The following is a 17,024-nucleotide window of genomic DNA, read 5'->3' on the forward strand; positions in this document are numbered from 1 at the left end:
AACAACCGCATGATCACATCCGGCGCAGTGTTCCGTCGGTGTCGGTGATGACATATGTCCCATCCCCGAGCGGCTGAAGGTCGTACTGGTCGATCGTGACGATGCCGAGGTCGCCGATCACCTCACCGGTGTGGACGTCGACCCGGTAGTGCCGCCACCTGGCCTCGCCGCCGTTCTCCCAGGAGAGCACCACGACCGCCGTGTCCTGATCCAGGAAGCCGCCGGTCCACTCGATCCCCGCGGTGTCCGGGACCTCGTCGAAGTCGGCCACCCGGACGGTGACTTTCGCCTCGCCGTCCGGGACCTCGTGGAACGACACGTCCTCCTGATCGTGCGCCACGGTCATCAGGAGGTGGGCGTCCGGTGCGACCGCGATCACCGAACGGTCGTCCCAGGGGCAGGTCCGCAGCTCGGTCGCGGGCCCGGCATGGAAGGTCCGGGAGCCGGTGTCGAGCATCATGTGCTCCCCGTCGGGGAAGGCGATCTGCTGACCGCCGTGCCCGTCCGTTCCCAGGGTGTGCCGGGTGCGGACCTCGCCGGTGCCGGCGTCCAGGGCCAGCCACTGGTCGGGGGCGATGTAGAGCCAGACGTGGGTGCCGTCGCCGGAGAAGGTGCAGTCGGCCGGGTCGCCCTGGTCTTCCGCCGGAATCGGGAACCGCCACAGCTCACGGTTGCCCGCGTCGACACAGATCGCGGCCGCGCCGGTCGTGTAGATCAGCCGGTCCAGGCTCGGGGCCACGGCGTAGGCGTCGGGCTCCGGGATTTCGAAGGCGCCAGCCAGGTCGAGACAGGCGTCGAAGACCTCGACACCCTGGTCCGTCAAGCGGGAGATCACGCGCACTCCCGGAGCCTAGCCGGGGTTCAAAGCGTCACGCGAAAGGGCGGAGAAACATCAAAGACCTTCCATAGAACATCAAAAACCCATCATTCTGTACGCGTGAAGCACCCGTACCGCATTCGCGAGATCGCCGGACAAGCCGGATTGAGCCAAGCGACAGTGGATCGCGTGCTGCACAACCGCGGCGGGGTCCGGGAGAGCACCGTCCGCCAGGTGCACCAGGCCATCGCCGAGTTGGACCGACAGCAGTCGTCGTCCGGCCGGGCGCTGGTGATCGACGTGGTGCTGCAGACATCGCGTACCTATGGCGCGGCCGTCCGGGTCGCGCTGGACGCCGAAATATCGGAGATGTCGGTCGCGGTCCGCACCCGCCTGCACGTCACCGATGAGCCCATCCCGGCTCTGGACCGGGTCGGCCGGTCCCGCTCGCACGGGCTGATCGTGCTGGCTCCGCCCACCCAGGAGGTCGCCGACGCGGTCGCGCGGCTCGGTGTGCCGGTGGTGACGCTCAACGCCGACCTGCCGGCGGGCAAGCGGATCGCGCACGTCGGTGTGGACAACTTCGACTCCGGGGCCACGGCGGCGTACCTGGTCGAGCGTCTGCTCGCGGACCGGGCCGGCGATGTGCTGGTGATCAACGGGCGGGGTGAGCGGGAGCAGGGTTTCCGCTCGGTGCTGCCGGCCCGGCGGCTCGTCACGACCGGCTCCGAGGACGGGCCGCTGCGGGAGATCCTGGCCGGCAACCCGTCGATCCGGGCCGTCTACTCGGCCGGCACCTGTGGCAACGCGGCGATTGTCGAGGCGTTCGCCGCCGAGCGCCGCAACTACGACGTGTTCGTGGCGCACGGCCTGGACGAGGAGAACGTGTCGCTGCTGCGCGCCCACCAGATCTCCGCGGTGCTGCACCAGGATCTGCGTGCCGATCTGCGGCACGCCTGCCAGGCGATCCTGCGGGCGCAGGGCGCGCTGCCGGGCCCGATCCGCTCGCACCCGTCGGCTGTGCAGGTGATCACACCTTTCAACGTGCCACCCGCCGAGTTCTGACTCATCAGGCTGCGTCCGATGCCGATAAGGCGGTAACCGTTCGGACGAGCTGAGGGATGAAGATGGCCGGCAACCGTGGGCTTGGGCAGTGGTGCAGGGACCGGAGGGTTTCCACCAAGGTGCTCACGGTCGCCGGGGTGGCGATTGCCGGAACGCTCGCGACCGGCGCGCTCAGCGTCGTCGGCATCAGCCAGCTGCAGACCGACCGGAACACCGAGATCGCCGAGGTTCTTCCGTACGCCACCAGCCTGAACACCGCGGCGCTGACCGCGAAGGCGGCCGCGAACGACGAGCGCGGCTTCCTGCTGAAGGGTGACGCCGAGTTCAGCGAGGAGGCGATCGGCCGCAAGGAGAAGGTCGACGCCTCTCTCGCCGCAGCCCGCGAGGTGGCCGACTCGGACGCGTCAGCGGCGCGGATCGACGCGATCCAGGCCGCCACCGACACGTGGTTCGCCGCGCTGGAGTCCGAGTTCACGCTCTACGAGACCCAGCCGCAGGCCGCGATCACGCTGGCTCTCGGTGACAACCGGGACCTGCGGAAGGCATACGAGGGTCTGCTCGCCGACGAGATCGATTACGCGGACTCCGCGTTGCTTGAGGGCCGGGAGTTCGACGCGAAGGCGGCCGAGAGCCGGCAGAAGATCATCATCGTGCTGGTCGTGGTGCTGGTGCTCGCGATCGTCGGCGCGCTCTACGTGGCCCGCCTGATCGTGCAGCCGCTGAACCGGGTGGGCCGGGTCCTGGACCAGGTGGCCGAGGGTGACCTCACCGGTGACCCGCGGGTGGACCAGCGGGACGAGGTGGGCCAGATGGCCAGTGCGCTGCGCCGGGCCACCACGACGCTGCGGCAGACCGTCACCGATCTGGCCGCGCATTCGCAGAAGCTCGCGACCGAGGCGGAGGCGCTTGCCGACACCAGCCGGCAGAGCGCGGCAAGCGCCGACCAGGGCGCGCAGCAGGCCGCGCTGGTGGCTGACTCGGCGGCGAGCATGTCGCACAACATCCAGACGGTCGCGGCCGGCGCCGAGGAGATGGGCGCGTCGATCCGCGAGATCAGCGAGAGCGCCACCCAGGCCGCCGACGTGGCGTCCCGGGCGGTCGGCGTCACCGCGAACACCAGCGCTGTGATGGCCAAGCTCGGCGAGTCGTCGGTGCAGATCGGCAACGTGATCAAGACGATCACCGCGATCGCCGAGCAGACGAATCTGCTCGCCCTGAACGCCACCATCGAGGCGGCCCGGGCCGGCGAGATGGGTAAGGGATTCGCGGTCGTCGCCAGCGAGGTCAAGGAGCTCTCTCAGGAGACCGCGCGGGCTACCGAGGACATCGGCGTGCGGGTCGCCGCGATCCAGACGGACACCGCCGGCGCGGTTGCCGCGATCGAGGAGATCAGCGAGATCATCGCCCGGATCAACGACTTCCAGACCACGATCGCGTCGGCGGTCGAGGAGCAGAGCGCCACCACTGTCGAGATGAGCCGCAACGTCAACGAGGCCGCGTACGCCGGCAGCCGCGTCGCCGAGACGATCGGCTCGGTGGCAACCTCGGTGCAGCAGACCACGGCCGGTGTGACCCAGGTGGACCGGTCCGCGGGTGACCTGGCCACGATGTCCCTCGACCTGCGACAGATCGTGGACCGGTTCAAGCTGTGAGCTTGCAGCGGCTTGCAAAAACGAAGCAGATTCCCGGAAAACATCTACGAGACCTTGTGAGTTAGATCACCGGACATCTATCGTCGGGCTCACCTTCCACGAAAAGAGCCCTCGATGTCTGTGGACATGAGGCGGGCCGGCGTTCCACCGCGCTGGTCCGCCCTGCTTCTCGGCGCGGTTCTGGGTGTCACCGGGACCGGTGTTGTCACTGGCCCAGCCGCCGCTGCTGTTCCGTTCACCAAGATCACCCGCGCTGCCATCGACCCGGCCCTGACCGCCGGCCGTGGTGCGAGCGTCGCCTTCCTGGAGCAGGAGGCGGAGCACGCGACCACCAACGGGACGGTCATCGGGCCAGGCCGGACCGCGTACACATTGCCCGCGGAGGCCTCCGGCCGCTCCGCCGTGACCCTCGATCCGGGGGAGTGGGTGGAGTTCACCCTCCCGCGGGCCGCCAACGCGATCACCGTGCGATACAGCATTCCGGACGCGCCGACCGGCGGCGGGGTCACCGCCCCGCTGACCGTGAGCACCAAGCACGGCACCCGGACCATGCAGCTGACCTCGCAGTACTCCTGGCTATACAACCAGTACTCGTTCACCAACGACCCGCAGGCCGACCTGCTCCACCCGGACTGGTGGATCACCGAGTGCGGTTGTGTCCCGGCCGCCACCACTCCCACGCCGGTGATCACCAAGCCGTTCCGGCCGGCGCACTTCTACGACGAGCAGCGCCTCCTGCTCGGGCGTACCCATCAGGCCGGTGACAAGATCCGGCTGACCGGCCGCAGCGTGCCCACCACCATCGACCTGCTCGACTCCGAACTCGTGGGCCTGCCGAAAGTCGACCTGACCGGGGTGAACGTGCTGCTCTTCGGCGCCGACCCGACCGGCCGGCGGGACGCGGCACCGGCCATCGAGAAGGCGATCGCGTACGCGAAGAAGGCTCACCGCAAGGTTTACCTGCCCCCGGGTGTCTTCCAGGTGAACCGGCACATCGTCGTCGACGACGTGACGATCACCGGGGCCGGCAACTGGTACACGATCATCAAGGGCCGCCAGGTCACCCTGGACCAGCCCGCTCCGGACGGCTCGGTGCACACCGGCGTCGGCTTCTACGGCCGGGACGCCGCCGAGGGTGGCAGCCGCAACGTGCACCTCTCCGGCTTCGCGATCCAGGGCGACGTCCGGGAGCGGATCGACACCGACCAGGTCAACGGCGTCGGCGGCGCGATGAGCGACTCGACGATCGACGGCCTGCACATCCAGCACACCAAGGTCGGCCTCTGGTTCGACGGCCCGATGTCGAACGTGAAGGTCACCAACAACGTGATCGTCGATCAGGTCGCCGACGGCCTGAACTTCCATACCGGGGTCACCGGCTCGCTGGTCCGCAACAACTTCGTCCGCAACACCGGCGACGACGCGCTCGCCATGTGGGCGGAGAAGACCACGAATTCGGGCAACGTCTTCGACCGGAACACGGTACAGACGCCGACCCTGGCGAACGGCATCGCGATCTACGGCGGCCATGACACCACGGTGTCGAACAACCTGATCGCCGACCCGATCCGGGAAGGCAGCGCCCTGCACGCGGGCACCCGATTCGGCGCCGAGCCGTTCACCGGGCACCTGCGCTTCACCGGCAACACCACGGTGCGCGCCGGAACGTACGAATTGAACTGGAACATCGGTCTCGGCGCGATCTGGATGTTCGCGCTGGAACGCAGCATCGACGCGGACGTGCAGGTGACCGGGGACAACTACCTCGACAACACCTACAACGCGATCATGCTGGTCGCCGACTGGCCGGTGAAGGACCTCTACTCGATCAACAACATCACGTTCAAAGACCTCAAGGTCGACGGTACGGGAACCGGCGTGCTGAGCGCCCGAGCCGGCGGTTCGGCCTCCTTCGAGAACGTCGACGCCCGCAACGTCGGCGCGGCCGGGGTGAACAACTGCGGCCGGTTCGGCTTCCCGCCGGGCGGCTCCGAGTTCAGCCTCACCGACCTCGGCGGCAACGACGGCGGCTGGCTCGGTCCCTACGTCCCGAACGTCATCACCTGCAACGACCGCCCCACGGTAGTCCCGCCACCAGCACCGTCCGCCTGGTAGTGGGTATTTCGGCGCCCGGACCGGCGACGGTCCGGGCGCCGCACCTGGATCTTCAGCGGCTTGCCGAGCCAGTCCGGCCCACGGTCGAGATCGACGGCGAAACGAACGTCTCCGCTGGTCAGTGGCAGGGTGCCGCGCATCCGTACCCCGGCGGCCGTCGCGTCAAGGCGCAGGCCGCTCACCCGGGTGGCGAAGAAGCGCCGGGCTCGCATCGCCGCGAGCACCGCGTTGCGGGTGTTCTCGGCGGCCCAGATCCCGGTGCGGCCCTCGCCCTCCGGACAGCCCCACTCGGTTCCGTGCTCGTCGGTCACGCCGGAGGCCGTGATCCGTCATGACCTCACAGTGAGGTTCGTAAATGTATGGCGGATGAACGGCTGGGAATCCGGAAACGGACGGTGGCCTTGGTAGCCTGGTCGGCGCTTCGAGCACCGGGAGATGGGAAACACGTTGAGCCGAACCCTGCTGGTCACCGGTGGCGCCGGATTTGTCGGCGGCGCCCTGATCAAGTCACTGCTGACCGAGTACTCGGATGCGGTGATCATCTCCCTGGACAACTACTTCACCGGCTCGCCGGAGAACCACGTCAACGATCCGCGGGTGACGTACATCGACGGCTCGACCGTCGACATCGCGAAGATCTGGGCCGGCCGGGGGCTGCCCGCGCCGGAGATCGTCTTCCACCTCGGTGAGTACTCGCGGATCGTGCAGTCGTTCGAGGACCACGACCTGACCTGGGACTTCAACCTGCTCGGCACGAAGGAGGTCGTGAAGTTCACGGCCGGCCACGGCGCCAAGCTGATCTACGCGGGCTCCAGCTCGAAGTTCGGCAACGACGGCGAGGACGAGAACCTCAACCCGTACGCCTGGACCAAGGCCAAGAACATCGAGTACATCAAGAACTACTCGAACTGGTTCGGCCTGGACTACGCGATCACGTACTTCTACAACGTGTACGGCCCGGGACAGATCACCACGGGCAAGTACGCCACGGTCATCGGCATCTTCGAGCGGCAGTACCTCGCCGGCGAGCCACTCACTGTGGTCTCCCCGGGCACCCAGACCCGCGATTTCACCCATATCGACGACATCGTCCGCGGCCTGGTGCTGGTGGCCCGTGGCGGTACCGGTGACGGCTACCTGCTCGGCGCCGGCAACGAGCGACCGCTCGCCGAGGTCGCCAAGCTCTTCGGCACCGAGTTCGTGCTGGTCCCGGCGCTGCGCGGGGAGCGGACCCGGGGTCAGGCGGACACCGCGAAGGCCGCTGAGCTGGGCTGGCAGGCCGAGCGACGCCTCGACGACTACATCGCCGAGTTCGTGGCGGCACACCCGCGCTGACGTCGGATTATTCGCAGGAATGCTTTTGCCGGGTTGGGGCATCCCGCCTGCATGCAGAACGGGATAAGGGTTGTCGTGGTGGATGGCCGCGCCGCCTTCGTTCGCGCCCTGGAGGGGTTGATTTCCGAGATCAGCGGGGGTCGGGCGACAGTGGTGGCGACGACCAGTGAGGTGGGGAAGGTGGCGAGCGTGATGCGCGCCGCCGTCCCCGACCTGGTGCTGATCGACCCCATGCTGCCTCCACCAGGCAGCCGGCATCCGGTGGCCCTGGTGCAGGAGTCAGCCCCGCAGGCCCGGATCGTGGCCGTCGCCGACGACACCGACCACGCGATGGCTGTCGAGGCGCTGCACGCCGGCGCGGCCGGGCTGTTGCGCCGGAGCGTGGACATCTCCGAGCTGCGGCAACCGCTGCTCGCCGCGCTGGAGGGGTGGGCCGTCGTGCCGCCGGCGCTGCTCACCGCGTTGCTGGAACAGGCTCGCCCCCGGCAGCCGCACCCGGTCGCGACCCATCTCGACGACGATGACCGCCGGTTGCTGCAGATGATCGCCGGAGGCTCGTCGACCAGCGACATCGCCGGCCTGCTGCACGTCTCCGAGCGTACGGTGAAGCGCCTGACCGCCTCGCTCCTGCGTAAGTTGAAGGTCGCGAGCAGAACCGAGGCGGCGGCGCTGGCCGGCAGCGCCGGCCTGATCTGAGATGAACCTCGGTGTCGCGGTGGTCGGAATGGGCTGGATGGGCCGCGTGCACACTCGGTCCTACCTGCGGGTTCGCCACCACTACCCGGATCTTCCGCAGCCGGTCATGATCTCGGTGGCCGACGGTGTTCCGGGTCGTGCCGAGGCAGCCGCGGCCCAGTTCGGCTTCGGTGAGTCCACGCTGGACTGGCGCACGCTCGTCGACGACCCGCGCGTCCATGCGGTGAGCGTCACCGCGCCGAACTTCCTGCACCGCGAGATGGGCGTCGCCTTCGCCGCCGCCGGCAAGCACCTCTGGATCGAGAAACCGGTCGGTCTCGCCGCGGACGACGCCCGTGCCATCACCGGCCCCGGCCAGATGACCGTCGGCTTCAACTATCGCCACGCACCCGCCGTCGTCAAGGCGCACGCGCTGCTCACCGCGGGTGCGATCGGCGAGGTCACGCACGCCCGATTCAGCTTCTGCAGTGATTACGCGGCCTCTCCGGACGACGCTCTGACCTGGCGTTTCGAGCGCGAACGCGGCGGCAACGGCGTGCTCGGCGACCTCGGCTCGCACGCCGTCGACCTGATCCGGCATCTGCTCGGCGAGATCACCGAAGTGCGCGCGGACACCGCGATCCTCATTCCCGAGCGGCGCCGCCCTCTGGGCGTCACTTCAGGCCACGAGCGGGGTACGGGTGAACTGGGCGCCGTGGAGAACGAGGACTGGTTCGGCGCCCAGTTCCGGATGGCATCGCAAGCCCGGGTGTCGTGCGAGGCCAGCCGGGTCGCCGTGGACTCGCCGAACGCCTACGGCTTCACGGTGTACGGCCGAACCGGCTCGCTGAGCTGGGACTTCCGCCGAATGGGCGAGCTACGCGTCCGCGACGAAACGATCTTCACCGGCCCGGGCGACGGCGACTTCGGCGCGTTCCAGCCGGGCGCCGCGATCGCGATGAGCTACGACGACCTCAAGGTGATCGAGGCCTCGCTTTTCCTGCGCTCGATAGTGGACGGCACACCACACGGCCCGACCCTGACCGACGCGATCAGGGCAGCCGAGGTCCTCGAAGCGATCGAGATCTCCGCGTCGACAGGCCGTAACCGTCTCGTCCTTCTGAAAAGTTGATCTCCTGACTAGACCCGGCGCACTTCAACAGGCAATGGGGAGAGTCAATTGTCCAAGCGCGTCAAACGATCAGTGCTGGCTGCGAGTGTGCTCGCCGCGGCCTCGATGTTCTTCGTCGACCTGTCCACCGGGTCCGCGTCCGCCGCGGTCACGCCGACGCCGCTGACCAACGAGCAACGGCATCCGGTGTCCGGTTACCACGCCGACCACGTGATCGTCGACAGTGTCCGCCAGCGCCTGTTCGTCGCCGACGACGTGGCGCACCGCATCCTGGCCGTGGGTTACGACGGCACTGTCGCCGCCGAGGTGGCGCTCCCGGACGGGGCCAACGCCGGGGACCTCAAGCTCTCCGCCGACACTGGCACGCTCTGGGCGATCCTTCCCGATCCGAAGCTGATCGTCTCGTGGAACGCGGCGACTCTTGAGGAGATCGAGCGGTACCCGATCGCCGTGTTCGACCCGGGCCTCCGGTGACCGCGCGAACTACACGACGTACGGCGCCTGGCAGTACTTCACCTTCACCAAATAACAAAACCAGCGAGGGTACGGGTTTTCGCCCGTACCCTCGCTGGGTTTTGATCTTGATTTTGAATTAAGCGGGGTCGAGGGCCAGGCCGTCGAAGATGAAGTTGGGGCTGAGGAAGGTCTCGCCGCTGCTGCCGCTCAGCACCGAGATCGACAGCGTGTTGCTGCCGGCCTTGAGGGCGCTGGCCGGGACCGTGAACGTGTAGGTCGTGTTGATGCCGCGCCAGGTGCCGCGGGTGACGCTGCGTGAGTTCAGGTTCGTCGGGGTCGGCGAGGCCGAGGACGGTGAGGTCCAGCCGCCAATCGAGACGGCGGGACGTCCACCGGCGAAGTTGGACGTGGTCGCGATCCGCAGCTTCGCGCCGTTGGCCGGCACCGAGGAGAGGTTGAAGCTGAGCGCGATCGGCGAGTTCACCGACTTGAACTCGGCCATCGGGAAGGTCGTCGTGGTCGCGGTGTTCTTCCACGCCGCCATCCGGGTGTCCGACGGGTGCATCGTTTCGATCTTGTCGGCATTGGTGAAGCCCGCCGGGGTGCCGTCGAACGTGCCGATCTGGAAGAGCGTGCCCGCTGCCGGGACGCTGCCGCTGATCGCGAGAGCGGACGTCGCGCCCGCGGTGACAGTGATCGTCTTCTTGGCGGTCTCGAGCTCACCGGCGTAGAGGGTGGCCGTGTACGTGCCCGGCTTGACGTGGCCGATCACGAACTTGCCGGCCTTGACCTGACCCCAGTACTGACCGTTCGTGCCGGCCAGGCCGACCGTCGCCTTCAGACCGTTCCAGGAGCCGCTCGCGGTGCCGCTGACGCCGCCGCGCTGTGCGTTGGACAGCATCCCGGGGATGAAGGACGCGAGGAAGTCCATGCTGCGGGCGGCCGGGGCGGCGCCGTCGGTGAGCGCGAGAGCGTACGGCCCGTGCAGGCCCAGGCGCAGCGCCTCGGTCTGCTGGTGGCCGCTGAACATGTAGTGGGTGATGTTCACGGCGCTGCCGGTGTCGTTCACCTCGATGTCCCGGAAGAACGGTCCACCCGAGGTCATGTCCGTGTACGCCGGGATGATGTACGCCCCGTGACCGTTGCCGCTCGCGCCGAACGGCTGCTGCGCGATCAGGCGCTGCGAGCTGAAGAACTTCGAGGCGGTTTGGCCGTTCGCGAACGCGAAGACGTCCGAGCCCTCGACCGTGGTCGTCGCGCCACCGGTCTTCGCCGCGGTCGGTGAGGTGGTCAGCAGCGACGGCTTCAGCCGGGTGATGAACCGGGCCTCACCCGGGTTCAGCGCCTTCGTGATGCTTGTCGCCATGTAGATCGTGTTGTCGTTCTTGCGGGCGAAGTAGTACTGCGTCACGCCGATCGACGTGTTTGCCGCGCTGACCAGGATCGAGCTGCCGCTGTTGAACGTCTGGCTGGTCACGGTGGCCGAGGACCAGCCGGACTCGAACTGGCCGGCCGCGTAACCGGAGGCGGTCAGCTCGGTGCCGTTGTGCTTCAGCGAGGTCATGTTGCCGTTCGTGCCGTTCACGATGAACGACAGCCCGGTGCCGGTGTCGAAGCTGACGTTCGCCGCGGCGCTCGCCCACGGCTGGCCGAAGCCCAGCAGACCGGCGCCGGCCAGCACCACTGCGGTGGTGAGGCCGCCGGCCAGGACCTTTCGCTTGGTCCGGGTGTTCGTCGGCCGGTCCGCCGGTCGCCGGTGCGAGATGATGTTGGGGGACATGCCCTGTCAGTGGCTGTCCCGGCGGAAAAGGTTGCTCTACTTTTCGAAATTCCAATTCACTGTCAGCTCGTTGCGCTGACCGAAACGCTCCAGGTGCGAGCCGACGACCTTGGTGACGGTCTGCAGGTCGTCCTCGGTGGCGGCGGTGGCGGTCATCTCCAGCGCCGTCGCGGTGCTGTGCAGCCGGCACTCGCCCACGGTGAGCACGATGGCGATGTCCTCGCCGATCTCGCGGATCTCGCTGCGGCGGCCCAGGTGCGAGGCGAGCTGCTTCGCGTAACGCGGGGCAGCGGTGGTGGCGACACTGGCGGTTGCGGTGCTCATTCTTCAGTTCTCCTCGGGTGTGTTTGCCAGCGGTGGGCTTCAGATTTCTTCTGGTCCGTCTGCCAGCAGCAGGTAAAGCGCTTTTCGGGTGTCGGCCAGGATGCGAGCGGCGGCCTCGGCCTGCGAGTCCGTCCCCGTACGGGCGACCTGGCGTGCCGCGTCGTGCACCTGCTCCAGCAGCGGGCGCAGGTCGATCCCGCTGAAACCGCCGGGGAATGCGGCGAACGGGTCCTCGTTCTGGCTCGCTGCGAGATGCGCGCGGCCCGAGTCGGTCAGGGTGACGAGCTTGCGGCCGGCACTTGCGGTGACCGTGACCAGGCCCTCGTCCTCCAGCTGGCTGATCGTCGGGTAGATCGCGCCGGGACTGGGCTGCCAGCGCCCACCGGTGCGCTCGCCGATCGCGTGCATCAACTGGTAACCGTGCATGGGGTGGTCGGTCTCGCCCAGCAGGATGAGGACCGCGGTGCGCACGTCGCCCCGGGGCATCCGGCCGCCGGGGCCCCTCGGCCTTCCATGCCCGCCTGGCCTTCCGTGACCGCCTGGCCTTCCGTGACCTCTCATGACGGTAACGATATATCGCTAGTGTGACGTCCGCTAGGGTGATCGACGTGACGACATTTCAGATCGGTGAGGCGGCCGAACTGCTCGGCGTCAGCCCCGACACGGTCCGCCGATGGGTCGACGCGGGTCGGCTCTCTGCCAGCCGTGACCAGCAGGGACACCGAGTAATCGACGGCGTCGACCTGGCGGCTTTCGTCCGCTCGCAGGCCGCCGACCCGGACGTGCGCTCGGAGGAGTCCTCGGCCCGCAACCGCCTCCGCGGGATCGTCACCGCAGTGGTCAAGGACACCGTCATGGCTCAGGTCGACATCCAGGCCGGGCCGTTCCGGGTCGTGTCGCTGATGAGCCGGGAAGCAGTCGACGAACTCGATCTGCGGGTCGGGTCGGTTGCCGTCGCGGTCATCAAGTCGACGACTGTCGTGGTGGAGCGTGCCGTCAAGCGGTGACGCTCTTGACCTTTTGAATCGCGGCGCTGACGGCCGTGCGGGGACTGGTCAGCACAGGCGCGCCGGTCAGCAGGTCGGCGGCCGGGGTCATGCTGGCCTGCGCCAGCACCACGACATCGACGTCTGCGTCGATCATGATCGTGCGGACGTGGTCGGCGACAGCCGCGTGATAACTCGGGTGGTCGCCCGACTCGAAGTGCTGCCAGGCGGACAGACACCGTGACGGCAGAAGCGTGACCTGGGCGCCGGCGTTCGCGGCGCTTTCCCGCAGCAGCGCCATCGTCGGTTCCAGAGTGGACTCGACAGTGGCGACGACCGCGATGCGCTTGCCCATGGCGACCGCGGCGTCAGTCATCGGCCGGTCGACACGCAGGGCGTTCGCCTCCTCTGCCGTCGCGCCGATGGTCGAGCAGGTGCAGACGATCACGTCGGCTTCAGCCAGCTCGGCCAGCCGTCCACGCACTCGCCCGGCGATCTCCGGGGTGACCCCGTCGACCCGGGCGTCCGCCAGCAGCGACTCGTCCACCACGTGCCGGACGGTCCAGCCCGGTGCCAGTTCCGTCACGAGCCGCTGGAACGTCTCGACGTGAACGTCCGCCGTGTGCAGAAAACCGATCGTGGGCATCCACCCAGTCTGGCACCGGCTAATCCTGTCTCTCCGCGTCGGTCCTCACTCGAAGGTGACCACCGCCTCGGAGACACCGCGCGCCCGGGCCACTTCCGGCGCCTCCGCCTCGGCTTGTTTCCGCTGTGCCGCTGTCAGCTTGCCGAACGGACTCACCGTCAGGTCGACCTTTTTCCGCCCGGCCATCCGGGCCCGCCACACCCCGGCGATCTCGCCGTCCACCAGCAGAACCCCTGGGTTGCCGAGCGGGCGCCACACCTCTTTCTGCGCCGCGCGCTCCGGCAGCAGCAGGTCACGGTCGCGGGCCTGGAGCAGCGGGTCCATGCCGGGAAGCCAGCGGACCCCGGCGACCGGGGCGGCCGACTCGAGCGCCGGCATTTCTGACTCGGACAGCCACGCCTTGCGGCCGTCGACGCTGACCTCGACGAGGCCGGACGACGGCCAGACCTTGCGGATCTCGGTCGTCGAGCTGCCCAGGTATTTCGCCACCTCGGCGGGACCGGCCGGGCCCAGGAACCGCAGGTAAGCCTCGATGAGTTGATCCACACCCTCGTTCGCCTCCGGCAGCGGTGGGGCGCCGTCGATCGGGCCGAGCTGGGCGTCCCTGCCCCGGGAGAGGATCTCGACGCCGCCGGCCAGTCCGGCCTGCTGCCACACGTTGCCGGAGACGTGCCGGGCCTGACAGGGGCGACAGTCGAACGTCAGCTCAACCGGGACCCGCCTGCTCACCTCGGTGCTCGCCGCACCCCGGGGAATCGGAGCGGTCACCGCCTCGCGTAATGCCTCGGCAGTCACGGTGAACGCGCGAATCCCGAGGGTGTGCGCGTCGGGGATCTGTGCGCTCTTGATGCGGGTTGCGGCGTCCGCGTCGGTGAGCGGCCAGAGCTGCCGGACCAGGGCCGCCAGATCGGCGCGCCGGTGCAGGTGGGGTGCGCCCCGGGCGGACCAGACCACGAGCAGCCGGTCGTCGGCCGGGTCGGCGCTGCTGCGGGCGGTGAGCGCGATCTGTGCGGAGTCCGGCGAGTACTGCTGGATGCCGAGGTCGAGCACCGGCAGGTCGGCCGGGCGCGCGGCGGCCCGCTCGGTCAGTCCCTGTGCGGCGATCCGGTAGGCCATCACCTGGACACGATCCACGCTGATCATGCGGTTCCTTCTAGATCTAGGTCGCTAGCTCTTCAGGTCCGCCGACCGTACCGCCGGGCTGCGACATTTCTCAGGCGATCCTGGCGGGTGCCGGACCGGCCGTCGACGTACTCCCAGGTCTCCAGCCTGGTCGGGCCGTACGGTCCCTCCTGGTGGATCAGTGGTTCCCCGGTCAGCCAGTAACCACATCGGCGGGCCACCGACGTGCTCGCCACGTTCGCCGGATCGATTCGGAGCAGCAGGCGTCGAAGACGAAGCTTCTGGCACGCGTACCCGGAAAGCACGGAGAGTGCCCCCGACGCGAGGCCGCGGCGCCGATAAGGGTGACCGATGAGGTATCCGAGCTCCGCCTCGCGGAGCTCGGGGTTGACCGCGAAGAGCAGCACCTCGCCGACCGGGCGCATGCCGTCGGCGGTGATCGCGAGCTGGATCCGGCTGCCGTTGGCGCGCCCCTGAAAGGCACGCTTGAGGTAGGCGAGGCCGGCTTCGGCGTCGAAGGGTGACGGCATCGGCGTCCAGCGCGCGATCTCCGGCTCGTCCAGCAACGCGACCAGATCGTCCAAATCGTCCGGACGCCACTCGCGCAGGATGATGCCGGTTCCCGTCAACCTCAGCGGGTAGGGCAGAGGATCGGCGGTCACCCTCCGAATCCTGCCCACAAAGACCCGGTTGGTGCTAGTCGGGATCGATATCCAGTCGGCTTGTCGATACCACTATTGACCAGCGTCCGGAAGGCTATGTGTCCTTTTGCCGGATCTTCCGATGATTGCCGGATGAGTCACTGGGCCCGCTACAACACCGCCGACGGCCTGATCCAGCGGAGCCCCGATGCCCTGTCCAGGCACCGGGGCAGCTCTCACTTGGTGAAGTACAGGTACTGGTACGGGGTCCAGGTCGTGGTATTCAAGCTGTCACCGGAGTGCGAGCTGCCCTTGACGTATGCCGCCCGGACTCGCATCTTGTAGCCCTTGTACCCGGCGCCACTGAGGTAGATCGCCTTCGTGGCGGGGAAATACCCGTCGCCCCAGGCCCGCCACTTGCCCTTGTAGTAGAACTGCACCGAGACGTACGCCTGCCGCGCGTTCGGTGCGGCGGTCATCTTGACGTTGAACTTCGCTTTGGTCTTCACGTGGTAGTAGCGGTACTTCTTGCTGCCGATCTTGGCGGTCTTGTAGTACTTGGACAGCTTCAGCGACACGTGGGCCTTGGTGCCGACGGTCGATGAGACGGTCTTCGGTGCGGTCCGGGCGTCACCGGTGAAGACCGCGGACACCGTGGTGTTGCGGGTCAGCCGGAGGTTCGCCGACACCGAGCCGGTCTTGCTGACCACGGCCCGCTTGAGCAGTCGCCGCTTCTGGTCGCTGCCGCTCGGGTCGGCCCAGATCTCCACGGTCCGGTTCTTGTACGTGGCCCCGAGACGCGCCGCGAACGTGACCGTTTTGCCGTACCCATAGATCTTGCCGTTGTTGGTCAACGACAGGGCCGGTGCTGTGCGGGAAACCGCCACTGACTTGGTCGCAGAGACCGCGGAATGCTTCGCGTCGCCGGCGTAGGAGACCCGGTAGGTCACCGTCCCGCCGGCCGACGTGGTGTCGGTGAACGAGAACGACCCGTTGGCGGTGGTTGTTCTGGTCCCCAGCGGTTTGCCGGACGGGTATTCCAGGTCGGTGCGGGTGACGGTCACCGGAGTACCGGCCGGCAACGGGATCGAAGCGGTCAGTTTGGCGGTGATGCTGATCGGCTTCGCCCGGGTCGCCGAAGCCGGGCCGGACAGCTTCAGCGCCGGCGAAGATTTCTTCGGCTCGGTGTAGACCCGCAGGTAGTGGATGCCGGCGTGGTTCTCGGTGACGGCGAACAGCCGGTTGCCGGCCGGCTCCCAGGCAAGTGCCCGTTCAGCTACCTGGTCCCCGCCGGTCGTGGTCGGGTCTGTATCCGGGAGGGCGTAATCGCGGATCGGCACCACACCACCAGGCGCGAAGGTCCGCAGGGCCGTCCCGCCGGCGGCCACCGTGCCGTCCGATGCGACAGCCACCGCTTGAACCCAGCCCTCGACCGGGTACGAACCGGCACGCGCGAGATCGGTGCTGCGGGCGACGGTCACTGCGGTCGCGTTGGCGGCAACCACCTGGGTGGCGTCCGGAGTGAAGGCCACGGACCGGGTGTAACCACCGGTGACCTGATCCGCCCCGGTCCGGGTGAAAGTGCCCCCGGACACGTTGTAGACGGCGACGACTCCACTGGAGGTGTGCGGGTCGAAGGCGGCGAGCAGCCCTCTGTCACCTGGCGCGGAGGTCAAATGGGGCGCGCCGTTCCAGATGCCGTAGGCGCCCGTGGCTTCCTGCTGCGGCGTCACCACCGGCTTCGCGCCACTCAGATCGAGGGAGCCGATGTTGCCGTCCGAGCCGATGAACGGGTCGCGACCGTAGTTGTCGTAGCTGAACCAGAGCTTTCCGGCCGTATTCTCCAGCGACAACGGGTAGACGCTGGAGCCCAGGTCGTACCGGACGGGTTGGGTGAGGGTGGCAGCCGAGAGGGCGACGATCGCGTGGCTTGACTCCAGCGCACCATAGAGCTTGGCGCCGTCGGCGGAGAGCGCCAAGCCGGTGACCCGCGGCAGGCCGCTCGCGGTCGCGACAACGGTCCCGTCGTATGTCGTCTCGACGACTCTTCCGCCGGTCGGGTCGCTGACGAAGATTCGCTGGCGTGCGCTGTCGACGACCATGTCGCCGACGGACTTGATGGGCAGAGTCTTGCCGGAGTCGGCGATCGCCGGGGTGGCACCGGCCGCCAGCACAGCGGATCCGGCCAGAGCGGCCACCAGAGTGGCGGCACCGATCCTTCGGTTACGCATTCAGATCCTCGTGGCGCAGGGATATCGATATCGAAGTAGTGCACGAG

17 protein-coding genes are annotated in these 17,024 nt (G+C 68.2%); 8 read left to right on the forward strand and 9 right to left on the reverse strand.

Annotated elements, in window-relative coordinates:
* Window positions 1–13: 13 nt before the first annotated feature.
* Window positions 14–835: a hypothetical protein gene (locus ACQP2E_RS02145; protein WP_433828210.1), complete on the reverse strand. Its 822-nt coding sequence runs from the start codon at window positions 833–835 to the stop codon at window positions 14–16.
* Window positions 836–1,006: 171 nt separating this feature from the next.
* Here ACQP2E_RS02145 and ACQP2E_RS02150 point away from each other — a divergent pair, with 171 nt between their 5' ends.
* The 3 genes from ACQP2E_RS02150 (at window position 1,007) to ACQP2E_RS02160 (ending at window position 5,649) form a co-directional block, all read left to right on the forward strand.
* Complete coding sequence (locus tag ACQP2E_RS02150; RefSeq protein WP_433828211.1) at window positions 1,007–1,882, forward strand: substrate-binding domain-containing protein; 876 nt, start codon at window positions 1,007–1,009, stop codon at window positions 1,880–1,882.
* Between the two features lie 119 nt (window positions 1,883–2,001).
* Complete coding sequence (locus tag ACQP2E_RS02155) at window positions 2,002–3,534, forward strand: methyl-accepting chemotaxis protein (protein ID WP_433828212.1); 1,533 nt, start codon at window positions 2,002–2,004, stop codon at window positions 3,532–3,534.
* A gap of 114 nt (window positions 3,535–3,648) precedes the next feature.
* Window positions 3,649–5,649 carry a glycosyl hydrolase family 28-related protein gene (locus tag ACQP2E_RS02160; RefSeq protein WP_433828213.1) on the forward strand — a complete coding sequence of 667 codons (2,001 nt, stop codon included), beginning with the start codon at window positions 3,649–3,651 and terminating at the stop codon, window positions 5,647–5,649.
* Here the strand turns inward: ACQP2E_RS02160 and ACQP2E_RS02165 are convergent.
* Window positions 5,577–5,960, reverse strand: coding sequence for a DUF3604 domain-containing protein (locus ACQP2E_RS02165; RefSeq protein ID WP_433828214.1), 384 nt, complete (start codon window positions 5,958–5,960; stop codon window positions 5,577–5,579). The genes ACQP2E_RS02160 and ACQP2E_RS02165 overlap by 73 nt on opposite strands.
* A gap of 124 nt (window positions 5,961–6,084) precedes the next feature.
* Here ACQP2E_RS02165 and ACQP2E_RS02170 point away from each other — a divergent pair, with 124 nt between their 5' ends.
* From ACQP2E_RS02170 to ACQP2E_RS02185, 4 genes are read left to right on the forward strand one after another with little or no spacing between them, the layout of a single operon-like run.
* Window positions 6,085–6,984: an NAD-dependent epimerase/dehydratase family protein gene (locus tag ACQP2E_RS02170; RefSeq protein ID WP_433828215.1), complete on the forward strand. Its 900-nt coding sequence runs from the start codon at window positions 6,085–6,087 to the stop codon at window positions 6,982–6,984.
* A gap of 51 nt (window positions 6,985–7,035) precedes the next feature.
* Window positions 7,036–7,680, forward strand: a complete 645-nt coding sequence (locus ACQP2E_RS02175) for a LuxR C-terminal-related transcriptional regulator (protein WP_433828216.1) — start codon at window positions 7,036–7,038, stop codon at window positions 7,678–7,680.
* A gap of 1 nt (window position 7,681) precedes the next feature.
* The gene (locus tag ACQP2E_RS02180; protein ID WP_433828217.1) at window positions 7,682–8,791 is read left to right on the forward strand and encodes a Gfo/Idh/MocA family protein; all 1,110 of its coding nucleotides are present in this window, start codon (window positions 7,682–7,684) and stop codon (window positions 8,789–8,791) included.
* A 48-nt stretch (window positions 8,792–8,839) separates the two neighbouring features.
* A complete protein-coding gene (locus tag ACQP2E_RS02185; protein ID WP_433828218.1) occupies window positions 8,840–9,265 on the forward strand; it encodes a hypothetical protein in 426 nt (141 codons plus the stop codon).
* 118 nt (window positions 9,266–9,383) lie between these two features.
* Here the strand turns inward: ACQP2E_RS02185 and ACQP2E_RS02190 are convergent, their stop codons facing one another.
* Genes ACQP2E_RS02190 through ACQP2E_RS02200 form a run of 3 tightly spaced genes read right to left on the reverse strand, consistent with a single transcriptional unit; the run spans window position 9,384 to window position 11,837 of the window.
* Window positions 9,384–11,027, reverse strand: coding sequence for a rhamnogalacturonan lyase B N-terminal domain-containing protein (locus tag ACQP2E_RS02190; protein ID WP_433828219.1), 1,644 nt, complete (start codon window positions 11,025–11,027; stop codon window positions 9,384–9,386).
* 36 nt (window positions 11,028–11,063) lie between these two features.
* Window positions 11,064–11,351, reverse strand: coding sequence for a DUF2218 domain-containing protein (locus tag ACQP2E_RS02195; protein ID WP_433828220.1), 288 nt, complete (start codon window positions 11,349–11,351; stop codon window positions 11,064–11,066).
* 39 nt (window positions 11,352–11,390) lie between these two features.
* Window positions 11,391–11,837, reverse strand: a complete 447-nt coding sequence (locus ACQP2E_RS02200) for a PadR family transcriptional regulator (RefSeq protein WP_433828221.1) — start codon at window positions 11,835–11,837, stop codon at window positions 11,391–11,393.
* A 122-nt stretch (window positions 11,838–11,959) separates the two neighbouring features.
* On the opposite strand from ACQP2E_RS02200, the gene ACQP2E_RS02205 reads away from it, so the two are divergent.
* Window positions 11,960–12,358, forward strand: coding sequence for a TOBE domain-containing protein (locus ACQP2E_RS02205; RefSeq protein WP_433828222.1), 399 nt, complete (start codon window positions 11,960–11,962; stop codon window positions 12,356–12,358).
* Here the strand turns inward: ACQP2E_RS02205 and ACQP2E_RS02210 are convergent.
* The 4 genes from ACQP2E_RS02210 to ACQP2E_RS02225 form a co-directional block, all read right to left on the reverse strand.
* Window positions 12,348–12,983, reverse strand: coding sequence for a hypothetical protein (locus ACQP2E_RS02210; protein ID WP_433828223.1), 636 nt, complete (start codon window positions 12,981–12,983; stop codon window positions 12,348–12,350). The genes ACQP2E_RS02205 and ACQP2E_RS02210 overlap by 11 nt on opposite strands.
* A gap of 45 nt (window positions 12,984–13,028) precedes the next feature.
* Window positions 13,029–14,126, reverse strand: a complete 1,098-nt coding sequence (locus tag ACQP2E_RS02215; RefSeq protein WP_433828224.1) for a DNA glycosylase AlkZ-like family protein — start codon at window positions 14,124–14,126, stop codon at window positions 13,029–13,031.
* A gap of 32 nt (window positions 14,127–14,158) precedes the next feature.
* Window positions 14,159–14,767 (reverse strand): GNAT family N-acetyltransferase, encoded by a 609-nt coding sequence (locus ACQP2E_RS02220; RefSeq protein ID WP_433828225.1) that lies wholly within the window; start codon window positions 14,765–14,767, stop codon window positions 14,159–14,161.
* Window positions 14,768–14,982: 215 nt separating this feature from the next.
* Window positions 14,983–16,977 carry a hypothetical protein gene (locus ACQP2E_RS02225; protein ID WP_433828226.1) on the reverse strand — a complete coding sequence of 665 codons (1,995 nt, stop codon included), beginning with the start codon at window positions 16,975–16,977 and terminating at the stop codon, window positions 14,983–14,985.
* Window positions 16,978–17,024: the final 47 nt, after the last annotated feature.

The organism is Actinoplanes sp. CA-015351, assembly GCF_050955685.1.
GTDB lineage: Bacteria > Actinomycetota > Actinomycetes > Mycobacteriales > Micromonosporaceae > Actinoplanes.